Genomic DNA, 16,366 nt, shown 5'->3' with positions numbered 1-16,366 from the left:
TGGCTGCACGACCCGGGGGACGGCCCGAGACGAACGGGGTACCGCTGATGCGGTGCGTGGGGGCAAGGACCGCGAGCGGCGCGGAACTCGGTTCCTCCGGGCGGTGCGGGCCGGGAAGTGTGACGTTCCCTGGGGCGCGCACCGCCCGGAGAGCTGGGGCTTCCGGTCAGGTGCCGGTGAGGTGCTCCGGGCGGACCGGGGTCCGGTTCAGCTCCAGCCCGGTCGCGTTCCGGATCGCCGCGAGGACGGCCGGGGTCGACGACAGGGTGGGGGCCTCGCCGATGCCGCGCAGCCCGTACGGGGCGTGGTCGTCGGCGAGTTCGAGCACATCGACCGGGATGGTCGGGGTGTCGAGGATGGTGGGCAGGAGGTAGTCCGTGAAGGAGGGGTTGCGCACCTTCGCGGTCTTCGGGTCGACGATGATCTCCTCCATGACGGCGACGCCCATGCCCTGGAGGGTGCCGCCCTGGATCTGCCCGAGGACGGAGAGCGGGTTGAGCGCCTTGCCGACGTCCTGGGCGCAGGCCAGTTCGATGACCTTGACCAGGCCGAGCTCGGTGTCGACCTCGACGACCGCGCGGTGCGCGGCGAAGGAGTACTGGACGTGCCCGTTGCCCTGCCCGGTGCGGAGGTCGAAGGCCTCGGTGGGCCGGTGGCGCCACTCCAGCTCGACGTCGACGGCCTCGCCCTCCAGCACGTCGGCCAGGTCGGCGAGCACCTCTCCCCCGTCCGTGACGACCTTGCCGCCCTCCAGGAGGAGTTCGGCGGTGGCCCAGGCGGGGTGGTACGTACCGAACTTGCGGCGGCCGATCTCCAGGACCTGCTCGCGGACGGCCTCGCAGGAGTTCTTCACGGCACCGCCGGTGACGTACGTCTGGCGGGACGCGGACGTGGAACCGGCCGAGCCGACACGGGTGTCGGCCGGGTGGATGGTGACCTGGGAGACGCCCAGTTCGGTACGGGCGATCTGGGCGTGCACGGTGACGCCGCCCTGTCCGACCTCCGCCATGGCGGTGTGCACGGTCGCGACGGGTTCGCCGCCGATGACCTCCATCCGCACCCGGGCGGTGGAGTAGTCGTCGAAGCCCTCGGAGAAACCGACGTTCTTCAGGCCGACCGCGTAGCCGATCCCGCGTACGACGCCTTCGCCGTGCGTGGTGTTGGACAGTCCGCCGGGCAGTGCGCGGATGTCCGCGTGCTCGCCGGCGCTCTCCCACTGACGCTCGGGCGGCAGCGGCCTGGCCTTGACCCGGCGCAGCAGTTCGGCGACCGGGGCGGGCGAGTCGACCACCTGGCCGGTGGGCAGCAGGGTGCCCTGCTCCATGGCGTTGAGCTGCCTGAACTCGACGGGGTCCATGCCGAGCCGGGCGGCCACCTTGTCCATCTGCGCCTCGTAGGCGAAGCACGCCTGGACCGCGCCGAAGCCGCGCATCGCGCCGCACGGCGGGTTGTTGGTGTAGAGGGCGATCGCCTCGATGTCGACGTCGTCGATCACGTACGGGCCGACGGAGAGCGAGGAGGCGTTGCCGACGACGGCCGGGGAGGCGGAGGCGTAGGCGCCGCCGTCGAGCACGATGCGGCACTTCATGTGCGTGAGCTTGCCGTCACGGGTGGCGCCGTGCTCGTACCAGAGCTTGGCGGGGTGACGGTGGACGTGTCCGAAGAAGGACTCGAAGCGGTTGTAGACGATCTTCACCGGCTTGCCGGTGCGCAGCGCCAGCAGGCAGGCGTGGATCTGCATCGAGATGTCCTCGCGGCCGCCGAAGGCGCCGCCGACGCCGGAGAGCGTCATACGGACCTTGTCCTCGGGCAGGCCGAGGACGGGGGCGATCTGCCTGAGGTCCGAGTGCAGCCACTGGGTCGCGACGTACAGGTCGACGCCGCCGTCCTCGGCGGGCACGGCGAGACCGGACTCCGGGCCGAGGAAGGCCTGGTCCTGCATGCCGAAGGTGTACTCGCCCCGGACGATGACGTCGGCCTTCTTGGCCGCCTCGTCCGCGTCGCCGCGGACGATCGGCTGGCGGTGCACGATGTTGGGGTGCGGGACGTGCCCGATGTGGTGGTCGTCGCGGCCCTCGTGGATGAGAGGTGCGCCCTCGGCGGTCGCGGAGGCCTCGTCGGTGACGACCGGCAGTTCGCGGTAGTCGATCCTGATCTTCGCGGCGGCGCGACGGGCGGTCTCCGGGTGGTCGGCGGCGACGATCGCCACCGGCTCGCCGTGGTGGCGGACCTTGCCGTGGGCCAGGACCGGGGTGTCCTGGATCTCCAGACCGTAGTTCTTCATCGCGGCGGGCAGGTCGTCGTACGTCAGCACGGCGTAGACGCCGGAGGTGGCGAGCGCCTCGGAGGTGTCGATCGAGACGATCTCGGCGTGCGCGACGGTGGAGCGCAGGGTGTGGCCCCAGAGCATGTCCTCGTGCCACATGTCCGAGGAGTACGCGAACTCGCCGGTGACCTTCAGGATCCCGTCGGGGCGCAGCGTCGACTCGCCGATGCCGCCCTTGGTGCGGGTGCCCTGGTGGATGTTGGTGGGGGATCCGGTAACGCCCATCGTGAGGTCCTGTCTGGAGTCCCGCGTCGTCCGCGCGGAGCGCGGGCGCAGCGGCGGTCGGTGCGTGCGATCGGTGTGCGGGGTCGTAGGTCATGTGGCGGAGTCACCTGTCCTGCGACCCCGTGCGGCGAGTGTGCGTGCCGGGCGTCGGGGCGCAGACGTGGGACTCTGGACAGGACCTAGACCGTTTCTTCCGCGCGGGCGGCCGCGAGGCGGACCGCGTCGAGGATCTTCTCGTAGCCGGTGCAGCGGCAGAGGTTGCCGGAGAGCGCCTCGCGGATGTCCGCGTCGGACGGCTCCGGGTTGCGCTCCAGGAGTTCGTCGGCGGCGACCAGCAGGCCGGGGGTGCAGAAACCGCACTGGACGGCTCCGGCGTCGATGAACGCCTGCTGGACGGGTGAGAGTTCACCGGTGTCGCGGGTGTCGTCGCCGGCCGGCCTGGCCTCCCAGCTCCGCGCCTTGTCGAGCGCGGTGCCGCAGGCGCCGGACGCGCAGCCGGTGCCGGGGTGGGCCTCGGCGCGGTGGGCGGCGAAGTCGGCGAGGCCTTCGACGGTGACGACGTCGCGTCCCTCGACCTGGCCGGCGGCGACCAGACAGGAGCAGACCGGCACGCCGTCGAGGCGGACCGTGCAGGAACCGCACTCACCCTGCTCGCAGGCGTTCTTGGAGCCGGGCAGCCCCATCCGCTCACGCAGGACGTACAGGAGGGACTCGCCCTCCCAGACGTCGTCGGCCTCGTGACGGCGGCCGTTGACCGTGAAATTGACACGCATGATCAGGCGGCTCCTTCGGTGCTGCGGCCGTTGCCGCGGTACGACTCCCAGGTCCAGCCGAGGGTCCGGCGGGCCATGATCCCGACCGCGTGCCGGCGGTAGCTCGCGGTCCCGCGGACGTCGTCGATCGGGTTGCAGGCCGCCGCGGCGAGCGTGGCGAACTGCTTGGCGACGGAGGGGGTGATGATGGTCCGGCTCTCCCAGAAGCCGCCCTCCTCCAGCGCGGCGTTCAGGAAGTCCTCCGCCTCCTTCGCCCGTACGGGTGTCGGGGCGGCGGATCCGATGCCGGTGCGGACCGTGCGGGTCTCGGGGTGCAGGGCCAGGCCGAAGGCGCAGACGGCGATGACCATCGCGTTGCGGGTGCCGACCTTGGAGTACTGCTGCGGCCCGTCGGCCTTCTTGATGTGCACGGCCCGGATCAGCTCGTCCGGCTCCAGGGCGTTGCGCTTGACGCCGGTGTAGAACTCGTCGATGGGGATCAGCCGGGTTCCGCGGACGGATTCGGCCTCCACCTCGGCGCCCGCGGCGAGCAGGGCGGGATGGGCGTCACCGGCCGGGGATGCGGTGCCCAGGTTGCCGCCGACGCCGCCCCGGTTGCGGATCTGCGGCGAGGCGACGGTGTGCGAGGCGAGCGCGAGGCCGGGCAGCTCGGCCCGCAGGTGGTCCATGATCTGGCTGTACGGGACCGAGGCGCCGAGCCGTACGCTCTCCTGGCCCACCTCCCACTCGGACAGCTCACCGATGCGGTTCAGGTCCAGGAGGTGTGCGGGCCGCCGGTGGTCGAAGTTGATCTCGACCATCACATCGGTGCCGCCCGCGATGGGCACAGCCGTCGGGTGCTCGGCCTTGGCGGCGAGCGCCTCCTCCCAGCTGGCGGGGCGAAGGAAGTCCATGAGTGGCTCTCTTCTTCTCAATCGGGTGGTTCGCTGGGGGCTGGAGACGGCCGGCCCTCGACTTTGTTCATGTCTTGTTCACGCGGTGTGTGACTCAGTACACAAGCCCTGCTCCACCTGGTGCAGTCACCGAAACCATGAAGGAGTTGGCTGGTCTCCGCCCTCGTCTTGTAGATTCGAACGAATGGCGGGAATCGGTGACCTCACCGCAATACCCAGTTTTCACCCGCACCAACGAAAGAGATCGGCGGCGACGAGATGCGGCTGCGCGCACTGCTGGAGACCGACGCGCTGGGCCTGCGGCTGCTCGGCGGCGACGAGGAGCTGGACCGGTCGGTCCGCGGCGTGATGACCACCGACCTGCGGGACCCCAGCCGCTACCTCACGGGCGGCGAGCTGGTGCTGACGGGTCTGGCCTGGCACCGGGACGCGAAGGACTCGGAGCCGTTCGTACGGATCCTGTCGGGGGCCGGGGTCGCCGGGCTCGCGGCGGGCGAGGCGGAGCTCGGCGCCATCCCGGACGATCTGGTCGAGGCGTGCCGTCACCACCGGCTGCCGCTCTTCGCCGTCCATGAGACCGTCGCGTTCGCAACGATCACCGAGCACGTGGTCCGCCAGGTGTCCGGCGAGCGGGCGGGCGACCTGGCCGCCGTGGTGGACCGGCACCGCCGGCTGATGACCTCGGGCCCGACGGGCGGCGGTCCCGAGGTGGTCCTCGATCTGCTCGGCTCCGACCTGGACCTGCACGCCTGGGTGCTCTCCCCCACCGGCCGGCAGATCGCGGGCGCCGGGGCTCCGCTGTCCGGCCCCGTCGGCGCGGAGCTCGCCGGGCTGCACCTGGCCGCGGTGCGCTCCGGCAGGCGGGCCCCGCACCGGGCCACCGTCGACGGGGTGACGTATTCGCTCTTCCCGATCCGCAACCACGGCCGGGGCGCCGTGCCCGCCTCCCGCGATGTGCGGGAATCGGTGCTCTCCGACTGGCTCCTGGCCGTCGAGGCCGACGCCGGTGACTGGCCGGCCGCCCGGCTCGACCTCCTCCAGGGCGTCACCCAGCTGATCGCGGTGGAACGGGACCGCCGCGACGCGGCCCGCACGGTGCGCCGCAGGCTCGCCCAGGAGGTCCTGGAGCTGGTCCAGGCCGGCGCCGCGCCCGCCGAGATCGCGGCCCGGCTGCGGGTGGCCGCCCCGGTCCTGCTGCCCGGCCTCGGCAGCGCACCGCACTGGCAGGTGGTGGTGGCGCGGGTCGAGTGGGACGAGGCGGACGCGCCCGGCGGCTCCGGGTCCGGCATCGCGGGCGGCCCGGTCGCCCAGGCGCTGCTGGAGGAGATCCTGGTCGACCCGGCCGTCACCGGGCCGGATTCCGCCGACCGGATCGCGGTCGCCCACACGGGTGACGAGGCCATCGCGCTCGTCCCGCTGCCCGCTCTCGGCGATGTCCGGCCGGAAGCGGACGGGACCGCGGCCGGGGAGGGCGCGGAGCTCCCGGCGCAGGACCCCGCGCTGCACGCGGACGCCCTGCTGGCCGCCGTGCGCGCCCCGCTCTCCGCGGGCCTCGCGGACGACGGCCGTCTGACACTGGGTGTCAGCGCCTCGGTGCACTCGCCCGACGGGCTGCGTGGGGCCCTGGAGGAGGCCCGGCACGCCCGCCGGGTGGCGGCGGCCCGTCCGGGGCGGGTCTGCGCGGCGGGCCACCACGAGCTGGCCTCGCACGTACTGCTGCTGCCGTTCGTGCCCGACGACGTCCGGCGTGCGTTCACCGCACGGCTGCTCGACCCGCTGCGCGACTACGACCGGCGCCACCGCGCGGAACTCATCCCGACCTTGGAAGCGTTCCTGGACTGCGACGGATCCTGGACCCGCTGCGCGGCCCGGCTGCACCTCCACGTCAACACGTTGCGCTACCGCGTCGGGCGAATCGAGCAGTTGACGGGCCGTGACCTTTCGCGGCTCGAGGACAAGCTCGATTTCTTCCTCGCCCTGCGCATGAGCTGACTTCCCGGGACACGGCGGCCCCCCACGGGATCCCGCCGATTGTGAAAAGTTTCACCTGACATTGCCTCGACCTCTTGGCCCGGCGTGCCATTCCGTGCTGTGATGCGGCCAGACTCAGAGCGTCCGGCCGTGGGGTGGGTGACGCCCCCCGACGACCGGACGTTCTCCAAGCTCGATGGCGCGCTCGGGGAGGGCAATGTGGCGGATACCGCCATGTCTGGTTCCGGAACGACAGCAGATGACGATCCGCCGCTCCAGACAGCGGTATGGCGGCTGCGGTCACGCGCCTGCTGGACGGACGCCGCGGCACTGCTCGAGCACGACGCCGCCACCGACCCGGCCGCGGCCCTCCAGCGCACGGCGCTGCTGACCGAGCGCTGCCTCTACACCGGAGAGGGCTGGACCGAGGCGGAGGACGCGCTGCGCACCGCCGAGGCCATGGCCCACGACGACGCCGAACGGGGCGCCGCCGCCTGCGAGCGCGGCTACCTCGCCTACGCCTCCACCCTGCTCGGCGTACGGGACCGGGCCGACGAGGCGCGGGTGGCGCTCAGCCGCGCCGCGGCGCTCCTGGCCCCGGCCGCCCCGGGCCGCCCGCTGCTCGACTTCCGGCGGGGCCTGATCGCGCAGAACATCGCCGACTCGCCGCAGGCCGCCCGCGCCGCGTACCGCAGGGCCCATGCGGGCGCCACCGCCCAGGGGGACGCGCTGCTGCTCTCCTCCACCTGGCGCCATCTGGCCCTGATCGCCCTGCGCGAGGGCGAGTTGGCGGAAGCCAGACACGGCTTCGCGGAGTCCCTGCGGATCAGGGAGGAGCTGGGATATCTGGTGGGTACGGCTCCGGCGCTCATCGCGATGGCGGACGCCGAGCCCGAACCGGAGGCGGCGACGCGGCTGCGCGCCGAGGCGGGGCGGCTGTTCCGGCTGCTCGGCGGCGTGCCGACCTGGCTGGCGCCGCACCTGGACCTGCCGGGTCCGCGGACGGCCGAGGCGAACTGAGAGCGACCGGTGCGACGGGCCCGGGCCGAGCCGCTCCCGGCCCGGGCCGTGCTGGGCCGGGCCGGGCCGGGCCGGGCGGGCCGTGCTGGGCCGGGCCGGGAGCTCCCGTCCTCAGCCGCCCGAGCCGGCGAAGTGTTCTCGTACGAGTGACTGCACCACGGTCACGTCCTGGGCGATCAGCGCGTCCAGCAGGGCCGTGTGCTCGGACGCGTCCGCCAGCAGGTCCGCGCGGCGGGTGACGGGGTTGCCCTCCAGGGGCCACTGGGAGCGGCGGTGCAGTTCGTCGGCCACCATCACCAGCTGGCTGTTGCCGGCCAGGGCGAGCACCGCGCCGTGGAAGGCCCGGTCGGCCTCCGCGTAGCCCGCCCGGTCGCCGACGGCCGCCGCCGCGACGGTCGCGTCGGCCAGCGGGCGCAGGGCGCACCAGCTCGTCGCCGGCACGGTGCGGGCGAGCCGCAGCATGACGGGGACCTCGAGCAGCGCCCGCACCTCGGCCAGCTCGGCCAGCTCGCCCGGCCCGCGCTCGGCGACCCGGAAGCCCCGGTTCGGCACGACCTCGACGGCCCCTTCCACCGCCAGCTGCTGCATCGCCTCGCGCACGGGGGTGGCGGAGACCCCGAAGCGGGCGCCGAGCGCGGGGGCGGAGTAGACCTGCCCGGGGATCAGCTCGCCGTCGACGAGGGCGGCGCGCAGGGCGTCCAGGATCTGACCGCGTACGGAGTGCCGCCGGATCGTGGCCCGGGGGGCCGGCGACTCGCCGTGGGTGTGCTCGCCGCGGGCCTGCTCGGGCACCCGGAGGGACGAGGAGGCGGTCACGGGAGGGGTGGGCGCATGGGGTGCCCACGCGTCCTCGCGGGCTCTGCCCTGCTCCACGGGTACCTCCTCGGCCGGTCGTGGGCGCGGCTCGCGTGCGCGGCGCCTCGTGTGCACGATAGGCGGAGGAGGCTGCGGTTCACACATCGATCAGGTCGGGTAAGGTAAGGCTAACCTGCAAACGATCGCGATTCGGTGGTCCCTGCATGACCCTCTCCACTCTGCTTCCGGGCACGACGGCCTCGGCGGTGACGGACGCGTACACGCGTCTGGCCGAGGTCTTTCCCGGGCTGCGCGCCGAGGCGCTCACGGAAGGCGAGCCCGCCCCCGGCGGCGCCGGCTGGGTGGGGGCCCACGAGCTCGCGGCCGGGGGCGGCGGCCTTGACGCCTTCCTGGCCTGGGACGACGCGCAGGTACTGCGGGACTACGGGCAACGGGCCCGGCCCGACGTGGTCGCCGGATTCGGACTCCACCGGTACGCCTGGCCGGCCTGCCTGCTGGTGACGGTGCCGTGGTTCCTGGACCGCCGGGTGCCCCGGATCCCGGTCGAGGACGTCGCCTTCCAGCGGGCGCTGGGCCATCTGACCGTACGGGTGAGGGAATTCGCCTGCCTTCCCGGCGATCCGGCCGCGGAGCTGCCGGGCGCGCGCGTGGTGGCGGACGAGGGCGCGCTGCGCGCCGAGGTGCTCGCTGCGGTCGCCGAACACCTCGGCCCGGTGCTCGCCGGCTTCGGCCCGCGGATGCGGCGCGGCAAGCGGGCCCTGTGGGGCATGGCGACGGACGAGATCGTCGAGGGCCTCTGGTACATCGCCCATCTCCTCGGTGAGGAGCGCCGCGCGATGGCCGAGCTGGAGGCGCTCCTGCCGGGAACCACGAAGCCGTACGTCGGCACCGCGGGTTTCCGGGAGCTGACGGGGCCGGACGGGCGGACGCTGCCCACCCGCGACCGGGCGAGCTGCTGCATGTTCTACACGGTGCGGCCCGAGGACACGTGTGTCACCTGCCCCCGGACCTGTGACGAGGACCGGGTCCGGAAGCTGACACCCGCTCCCTGACACCGGCCGGCCCCGGCGGACGGCCCGCAACCCACACCGCCCGCGAGGGTGGCGTGAATCGAACACAACTCCTTTGCGTCATACGGACATTCGACCAGAACGCGGATATCGGTCGGCTCCGCCACCCCATTGGCGTTCTCTTGCCCCGAAACCACCTGAACGCGCGGCAATCCCCGGCACGATGGCGGCCGAAACGCCCTCTCGCGACACAAGGGACCGCGCATGAGACTGACCGACATATCGCTTGACTGGCTGCTTCCGGCCGCCGTGCTGCTGGCGGGGGTCATGGCGGCGGTGGCGGTGGTCGCGCGCGGCAAGCGCGCCTCTGACACATCCGCGGCCGAGGACTCCTGGGAACGCAGCGAGGAACGGCGCAGACGCAAGGAAGCGCTCTACGCCACCGCTTCCTACGTGCTGCTGTTCTGCTGCGCGGCGGTCGCCGCCGCGCTCTCCTTCCACGGGCTCGTGGGCTTCGGCACGCAGAACCTCGGCCTGTCCGGGGGCTGGGAGTACCTGGTGCCGTTCGGCCTCGACGGAGCGGCGATGTTCTGCTCCGTGCTCGCCGTGCGCGAGGCCAGCCACGGTGACGCGGCGCTCGGTTCACGGCTGCTCGTGTGGACGTTCGCCGGCGCCGCCGCCTGGTTCAACTGGGTGCACGCGCCGCGCGGGCTGAACCACGCGGGTGCTCCGCACTTCTTCGCGGGGATGTCGCTGTCGGCGGCCGTGCTCTTCGACCGGGCGCTGAAGCAGACCCGCGTGGCCGCGCTGCGCGAACAGGGCCTGGTGCCGCGTCCGCTGCCGCAGATCCGGATCGTACGGTGGCTGCGCGCGCCCCGTGAGACCTTCGGCGCCTGGTCGCTGATGCTGCTCGAAGGCGTACGCACGCTGGACGAAGCGGTCGACGAGGTGCGCGAGGACCGCCGGGAGAAGGAACAGAACCGTCTGCGCAGGAGGGACCAGGAGAAGCTGGACCGGGCGCAGATCAAAGCCCTGAACCGGCAGAACCGGGCCTGGGGACGGGGCGGCCGGGGCGGCTCCCCGGTGGACGTCCAGGCCATCGCCCCCGCGACGGGCTCCGCGCAGTCCGTCGCGGAGCCCGCCATATCCGAGCCGGGTCAGCTGCCCCTGCGACCCCGGCCATCCCTGCAAGCCGTCAACGGCCCGAACTCCGGGGGCGTCCCGGAGCTGAGCGCGACTGATCCGAGAACGGTCGATCTCACCGCCGAGGACGACACCCAGGCCCTGCCCCGGCTCGACTCGCTGGAGCAGAAACTGAAGGACCTGGAGCAGCAGTTCGGCTGAGGCGCCGGCCCGCGCGGCCTGCGGGAACACGGCCCTGACGATCCGCCCGGAACGTCAGGGCCGTTCGCCGTCGAGCTCGAACCAGACCACCTTGCCCAGGGCGTGCGGACTGATCCCCCAGGAGTCCGCGAGGCTCTCCACCAGGACCAGTCCCCGGCCGTGCGTACCGTCGTCGGCGTCCGGTACGTGTGACACGGGCATCCCGGGGACGAAGTCCCGCACTTCCACGCGCAGCCCCTGCGGCGCCACGCTCACGGCGACGACCGCTCCGTCATCCGTGTGGACCAGCGCGTTGGTCACGAGCTCACTGAGCAGCAGCTCGGCCACCTGCGCGGGCTCCTCCTTCCACCGGTATCGAAGTAACTCCCTTACGGCGCCCCGCACTTCCGCGACGGCCGCCACATCGGCACGGCCGACTCTGCGATGCAGTCGGGCCTGTTCCTGACGCTCCATCGTTTCCCCCGCCCACACTGTGAATCGTCCCCCTCCGCTCGGACTTCCTCACGCAATGCATGCCCCGCGTACGCGCTGTCACGCTTGCCGCGGCATCAATACGTGCGGAACCTCCCCCGCACGCGCCGTTCCGGCACACAGAACGGCGGAGCGGCTTCCTCACGGTTAACTTCCAGAAAATTCACTCTTGTTGGCGTTGACGGGAGGGCGTCTACGCGCGTCATCATGGTGGCTATGCGAATCCCCCCACGGATCACCACGCTCGGCGGCGTCGCCGCCCTCCTGTCCGTCCTCTTCGTCGGCGGACCCGTCACGTCGGCCGCGACCGCCGCCACCGCCTCGGTCGGCAGCATCTGTTACTCGGCGCTGCCGTCCCAGGCCCACGACACCCTCGATCTCATCGACGCGGGCGGCCCGTTCCCGTACGACCAGGACGGGAGCGTCTTCCAGAACCGTGAAGGCGTCCTGCCCGCCCACAGCACCGGCTACTACCACGAGTACACCGTGATCACACCGGGCTCCTCGACCCGCGGCGCGCGACGCATCGTCACGGGCGAGGAGGTCCAGGAGGACTACTACACCGCCGACCACTACGAGACCTTCGACCTCGTCGACCACGGCTGCTGAGAAGCATCCCGGACCGGTCCGCGCCGCAGCCCCCCACCTGCGGCGCGGACCACCGGAACGACGGAACGACGGAACGACGCGCTTGTACGCTCCCCCCATGACCGTGACCTATGTGATCGACGGCTCCCGGGTCACCGGCCTGGAGCGCTTCTGGGACGTGATCGGCGAGGCGGTGAACGGGCCCGGCGGCTACTTCGGCCGGAATCTCGACGCCTTCGCGGACTGCCTGAGCGGCGGGATGGGCACGCCCGACGACGGCGACTTCGTCATCGAGTGGCGGGACCACGCCCTGTCCGCACGTGCGCTGGGACACGAGGAGACCGCCCGGTACCTGCACCGGCAGGCCGGCCGGGCCCACGAGAGCAACCAGCGACGCCTGCTCGCCGAGTCGGCGCGGGCGGCCCAGGGCCTCGGACCCACTCTCTTCGACCGGCTGGTGGAGATCATCCGCGACCGGACCGGGACCGGAGCCCTCCGGCTGCTCTGAGACCGGTGAAACCCACTCGACCCGGTCCCCCTCCGGAAGAGATCCTCTGGCCATGGAGTTCCTCTGCTACCACCGCGACCGGCCCGGATCCCTCACGCTGCGCGACGAACTACTGGAGGATCACTGGTCCTTCATGGACGGGTACGCCAAGGAGTTGATCGCCCGGGGCCCGACCCTCGCCGACGACGGCGAAACGCCCACGGGAAGCGTGCACATCGTGGACCTGCCGGATCCCGCCGCCGCACGCGCGTTCGCCTTCGACGAGCCGAACTACCAGGCCGGCGCCTACCGGGACGTGCTGCTGCGCCGGTGGCGCAACCTGCTGGGGCGCACCATGTGGGACTTCCCCGGCGGCCGGACCGGCGGCAACCGGTACCTGGTGCTCGGCCTCGGCGCCGGGCAGGCCGCCGACCTGGCGGTGCCGCCCGGCCGGGACGAACTGATCGCCTACGGGCCGCTGCTGTCCGACGACGGCGCCACCTGGCTGGGCACGGCCGCGTTGCTCCGGGCGCCCGACCCGGACACGGCCCGCGCCGTCCTGACCCCGGACCGGTACGCCGGCATCGAGGTCCACAACTGGCAGTTCGGCGGGCGCTCCTGACGGCACGTCGCAGTCAGTGCCCCGCCCTCAGGGGCGGGGCACGTTGCGCAGGTTGGACCGGGCCATCTGGACCATCCGGCCCACACCGCCGTCCAGCACGATCTTGCTGGCGGAGAGCGCGAAGCCGGTCACCATGTCCGCGCTGATCTTCGGCGGGATGGAGAGCGCGTTCGGGTCGGTCACGACGTCGACCAGGGCAGGGCCCTTGTGCTTGAAGGCGTCCTTGAGCGCGCTCTCCAGCTGCTTGGGCTTCTCGACACGGACGCCGTACGCCCCCGAGGCGCGGGCGACGGCCGCGAAGTCGGGGTTCTTGTTGGTCGTGCCGAACGACGGCAGTCCCCCGACGAGCATCTCCAGCTCGACCATGCCCAGCGAGGAGTTGTTGAAGAGGACGACCTTCACCGGCAGGTCGTACTGGACGAGGGTCAGGAAGTCCCCCATCAGCATCGTGAACCCGCCGTCCCCGGACATCGAGACGACCTGCCGGTTCCGGTCGGTGAACTGGGCGCCGATGGCCTGCGGCAGCGCGTTGGCCATGGAGCCGTGGCTGAACGAACCGATCACCCGGCGCTTTCCGTTCGGCGTCAGATAGCGGGCGGCCCACACGTTGCACATGCCGGTGTCGACGGTGAACACGGCGTCGTCGTCTGCCAGTTCGTCCAAGACCGAGGCCACGTACTCCGGGTGGATCGGGACGTGCTTGTCGACCTTGCGGGTGTACGCGCTGATCACGCCCTCCAGGGCGTCCGCGTGCTTCTTGAGCATCCGGTCGAGGAACTTGCGGTCGCTCTTGGCCTTCACCCGCGGCGTCAGACAGCGCAGGGTCTCGCGGACGTCGCCCCAGACCGCCAGGTCGAGCTTGGAGCGGCGGCCCAGGTGTTCGGGGCGCACGTCGACCTGGACGATCTTCACATCGGTGGGAAGGAAGGCGTTGTACGGGAAGTCCGTGCCGAGCAGGATCAGCAGATCGCACTCGTTCGTCGCCTCGTACGCGGCCCCGTAGCCGAGCAGCCCGCTCATGCCGACGTCGTACGGATTGTCGTACTGGATCCATTCCTTGCCGCGCAGCGCATGGCCCACCGGGGCCTTCACCCGCTCGGCGAACTCCATGACCTCGGCGTGCGCGCCCGCTGTGCCGCTCCCGCAGAACAGCGTCACCCGCTTGGCCTCGTCGACCATCCGGCAGAGCTTCTCGATCTCCGCGTCGCCCGGCCGCACGGAGGGCCGTGAGGTCACCAGGGCGTGCTCGACGGACTTCTCGGGCGCCGGCTGCGAGGCCACGTCGCCGGGCATGGAGACGACGGCGACACCGCCCCGGCCGATCGCGTGCTGGATGGCCGTCTGGAGCAGCCGCGGCATCTGCTGCGGGTTGGAGATCATCTCGTTGTAGTGGCTGCACTCCTGGAAGAGCAGCTCGGGATGGGTCTCCTGGAAGTAGCCGAGTCCGATCTCGCTCGACGGAATGTGCGAGGCGAGGGCGAGCACGGGGGCCATGGACCGGTGGGCGTCGTAGAGGCCGTTGATGAGGTGCAGGTTGCCGGGGCCGCACGACCCGGCGCAGGCCGCCAGCTCGCCGGTCACCTGCGCTTCGGCGCCGGCGGCGAAGGCGGCCGTCTCCTCGTGCCTGACCTGGATCCAGTCGATCTCGGGGTTGCGGCGGATCGCGTCGACGACCGGGTTGAGGCTGTCGCCGACCACCCCGTACAGGCGTTTGACGCCCGCCCGGGCGAGGATGTCGACGAACTGCTCCGACACGTTCTGCTTGGCCATGGGTGCGCACTCCCTCTGCCTGTGCTCCGTGCACGATCGGCTGTCCGGATCTTGGGGCGCGAAACCCCCGCCGGACGGGTTCTCCGGAGTCCATCAACCCATGACCCGGGCGGTTACGCCTCCCAGACGCCGACCGCCGTCCGGTCGTCGGCGTACCCCTTCACCCGCAGTTGGATGTCGGCGAGGAACCCGCCGAGGCCGGGCGCCTCGGCGGGTGTCCACCGCTCGGCGAGTTCCTCCGCCAGAGCCGGTTCGCCGCGCAGCGGCTCGGCGAGGCCCGGGCTGCACAGCAGCAGGGTGTCACCCGGCCGGGCGACCGACGCCCGGAAGCGGAACGGCTCGGCGGGCGGCGGCACGGGGGCCTCGATGTAGGGCGGCGGGGCGGTGGTGACCCCCAGGTCCATGGTCAGCCGGTCGCCTTCGGGCCCGCTCTCGGGTGCGGCCGAACCGAAGCCGACGACCGGCTCGCCGGTGAGCGCGCCGGTGGGCGGCACGAGCGGTTCGAGGTCGTGCCAGCTGCCGTCCCGCAGCCGGAACAGCCCGCCGCCGCCCACGCCGAAGAAGACCCGGGTGCGGCACTCGGGGTCGGCGGACAGCAGGAGGCAGCGCAGACCCGCGGTGTACTCGTGCGGCTCGCGGCCGAGTTCGGCGGCGCGGGCGCGCAGCTTGCCGTAACTGCGGTCGGTGAGCCGGTGCAGCCCGGACTTGAGGTCGCCGCGGCGGCCCGCTCGTATGTCGTCGGAGAGGCGGGCGTGGCTGCGTCCGACGGCCTCGGCGATCCAGCGGCAGGCGTCGGCCGCGGCCAGGTGCGCGCTGTCGGACGACCGGGCGCCGCCCGCGACGGCGACCAGGACGAGCGCGGCCTCCCCGGCGCCGAACCGCGCGGTGAGCAGCGCGTCGCGCCGGGGCTCGCCGCGGAACCGCGCGGAGTCGCCCCGCACGGAGGCGGCCCGCAGGGTGTACGTGCCGTACCGGGCACCATCGAGCACGGTGTCGGCGACGAGGCCGTCCAGGGTGCGCGGGTCGCTCGGAGGCAGCGCGGTGGGCTCGGCGTCGTACGTGGGCGGCCTCGCGCCGACGTGGGCGACGGGGGGACGCGGTGGCGCCGCCTCGGGAGCGGGGGGCGGTTCGGGGGCGGGTTCGGGCGGAACGGGGTCGTGGGGCCGCTCGACCACCGGACGCCGGGGCAGTGGCGGCGCGGCCGTGTCCTGCGCCTCGGGCCGGGGGGCGACGACGGGGGGCGCCTCGGCGGGCGGGCACGCGGGGGCCGGCGGCGCGGGCGGTACGGGCGGCGGTGCGGCGGGCGGCGGCGGTGCGGCGGGCGGAGGGGGTGCGGCCTCGTTCGTGGGCGGAAGGCCCTGGGCGATGCGGGGGTCGGCGGGCGTCGGCGGTTCCGCTGCCACGGCCCGCGAGGACGGCTCAGGCCCCCGCACCGGCTCGGGCGTCGGCGGCGCGGGCGGAACCGCGGGGGCGGGAGGTGCTGGTGGCGGTCCCTCGAAGGTGCGGGGTCGGGGCGGGCCGGCGGGCGGCTCCCACGGGGCGCGCACGGGCGCCTCGGGCGGCCGCACCGGCGACTCCTCCGCCGTCCGGGTGAGGCCGGACGGCGCCACCCTCGGTTCGGGCACCCCAGCGGTGGTCCGGTACGCGTCGCCGCTCTCCGGCACCCCGCCGGCCGCCCCGTACGCGTCGCCGCTCTCCGGCACAGCGGCTGCGGAACCATACGACTCGCCGCTCTCCGGCGCCCCGGCAGCGACTCCGTACGCATCGCCGCTCTCCGGCACAGCGCTTGCGGACCCGTACGCATCGCCGCCGTCGGGTGCCACCGCGTCCGACGCCGAGTCGAAGCGGTCGTCGAGACTGTCGGCCGCCTGGCTCGCCCCGGTGTCCGGGGCCGCATCGTCGTACAGCCTGCGCCACCAGTCGTCCTCTTGGGCGGCGGGCCTCTCCCCCTGCTGACTCATGCCCTTATTGTCCACCGCCGAGGCCGCGCGAAAACGGGACATCCGGAAAAACTGGCCGAGGGGCCACTCGGAAAAGGTCCGCCGGGCGG

General features: G+C 72.8%; 14 protein-coding genes. 7 read left to right on the top strand and 7 right to left on the bottom strand.

Annotation, left to right across the window (positions count from 1 at the left end; all coding sequences use genetic code 11):
- Window positions 1-166: 166 nt before the first annotated feature.
- From E6R60_RS00885 to E6R60_RS00875, 3 genes are all read right to left on the bottom strand, one after another.
- On the bottom strand, window positions 167-2,551 hold the full coding sequence (locus E6R60_RS00885; protein WP_136324391.1) for a molybdopterin cofactor-binding domain-containing protein: 2,385 nt from the start codon (window positions 2,549-2,551) through the stop codon (window positions 167-169).
- Window positions 2,552-2,730: 179 nt separating this feature from the next.
- Window positions 2,731-3,324 (bottom strand): (2Fe-2S)-binding protein, encoded by a 594-nt coding sequence (locus tag E6R60_RS00880; RefSeq protein WP_136324390.1) that lies wholly within the window; start codon window positions 3,322-3,324, stop codon window positions 2,731-2,733.
- A 2-nt stretch (window positions 3,325-3,326) separates the two neighbouring features.
- Entirely contained in the window at window positions 3,327-4,217 is an 891-nt protein-coding gene (locus E6R60_RS00875; protein WP_136324389.1) for a xanthine dehydrogenase family protein subunit M, read from the bottom strand.
- 258 nt (window positions 4,218-4,475) lie between these two features.
- Between E6R60_RS00875 and E6R60_RS00865 the strand changes: the two genes are divergently transcribed.
- Both E6R60_RS00865 and E6R60_RS00860 read left to right on the top strand, forming a co-directional pair.
- Window positions 4,476-6,209 (top strand): PucR family transcriptional regulator ligand-binding domain-containing protein, encoded by a 1,734-nt coding sequence (locus E6R60_RS00865; RefSeq protein ID WP_136324387.1) that lies wholly within the window; start codon window positions 4,476-4,478, stop codon window positions 6,207-6,209.
- 213 nt (window positions 6,210-6,422) lie between these two features.
- Window positions 6,423-7,208, top strand: a complete 786-nt coding sequence (locus E6R60_RS00860; protein WP_136324386.1) for a hypothetical protein — start codon at window positions 6,423-6,425, stop codon at window positions 7,206-7,208.
- 111 nt (window positions 7,209-7,319) lie between these two features.
- Here E6R60_RS00860 and E6R60_RS00855 read toward each other — a convergent pair whose 3' ends face one another.
- Window positions 7,320-8,081 (bottom strand): GntR family transcriptional regulator, encoded by a 762-nt coding sequence (locus tag E6R60_RS00855; protein WP_136324385.1) that lies wholly within the window; start codon window positions 8,079-8,081, stop codon window positions 7,320-7,322.
- A 146-nt stretch (window positions 8,082-8,227) separates the two neighbouring features.
- On the opposite strand from E6R60_RS00855, the gene E6R60_RS00850 reads away from it, so the two are divergent.
- Both E6R60_RS00850 and E6R60_RS00845 read left to right on the top strand, forming a co-directional pair.
- Window positions 8,228-9,076: a (2Fe-2S)-binding protein gene (locus E6R60_RS00850; protein WP_136324384.1), complete on the top strand. Its 849-nt coding sequence runs from the start codon at window positions 8,228-8,230 to the stop codon at window positions 9,074-9,076.
- A 222-nt stretch (window positions 9,077-9,298) separates the two neighbouring features.
- Window positions 9,299-10,378 (top strand): DUF2637 domain-containing protein, encoded by a 1,080-nt coding sequence (locus E6R60_RS00845; protein ID WP_136324383.1) that lies wholly within the window; start codon window positions 9,299-9,301, stop codon window positions 10,376-10,378.
- A 54-nt stretch (window positions 10,379-10,432) separates the two neighbouring features.
- On the opposite strand, the gene E6R60_RS00840 is transcribed toward E6R60_RS00845, so the two are convergent.
- Window positions 10,433-10,831, bottom strand: coding sequence for an ATP-binding protein (locus E6R60_RS00840; protein ID WP_136324382.1), 399 nt, complete (start codon window positions 10,829-10,831; stop codon window positions 10,433-10,435).
- A 234-nt stretch (window positions 10,832-11,065) separates the two neighbouring features.
- On the opposite strand from E6R60_RS00840, the gene E6R60_RS00835 reads away from it, so the two are divergent.
- From E6R60_RS00835 to E6R60_RS00825, 3 genes are all read left to right on the top strand, one after another.
- Window positions 11,066-11,458, top strand: coding sequence for a ribonuclease domain-containing protein (locus tag E6R60_RS00835; protein WP_136324381.1), 393 nt, complete (start codon window positions 11,066-11,068; stop codon window positions 11,456-11,458).
- Window positions 11,459-11,555: 97 nt separating this feature from the next.
- Window positions 11,556-11,945, top strand: coding sequence for a barstar family protein (locus tag E6R60_RS00830; RefSeq protein ID WP_136324380.1), 390 nt, complete (start codon window positions 11,556-11,558; stop codon window positions 11,943-11,945).
- 52 nt (window positions 11,946-11,997) lie between these two features.
- Entirely contained in the window at window positions 11,998-12,546 is a 549-nt protein-coding gene (locus E6R60_RS00825) for a YciI family protein (RefSeq protein WP_136324379.1), read from the top strand.
- A gap of 27 nt (window positions 12,547-12,573) precedes the next feature.
- On the opposite strand, the gene E6R60_RS00820 is transcribed toward E6R60_RS00825, so the two are convergent.
- Window positions 12,574-14,316 carry a pyruvate dehydrogenase gene (locus E6R60_RS00820; protein ID WP_136324378.1) on the bottom strand — a complete coding sequence of 581 codons (1,743 nt, stop codon included), beginning with the start codon at window positions 14,314-14,316 and terminating at the stop codon, window positions 12,574-12,576.
- A 113-nt stretch (window positions 14,317-14,429) separates the two neighbouring features.
- Entirely contained in the window at window positions 14,430-16,277 is a 1,848-nt protein-coding gene (locus tag E6R60_RS00815) for a protein phosphatase 2C domain-containing protein (protein WP_136324377.1), read from the bottom strand.
- Window positions 16,278-16,366 lie beyond the last annotated feature (89 nt).

The organism is Streptomyces sp. A0642 (assembly GCF_004795105.1).
Taxonomy (GTDB): domain Bacteria; phylum Actinomycetota; class Actinomycetes; order Streptomycetales; family Streptomycetaceae; genus Streptomyces.
Note: the sequence above shows the minus strand (reverse complement) of the source record. Positions and strands in the feature narration are given on the sequence as shown.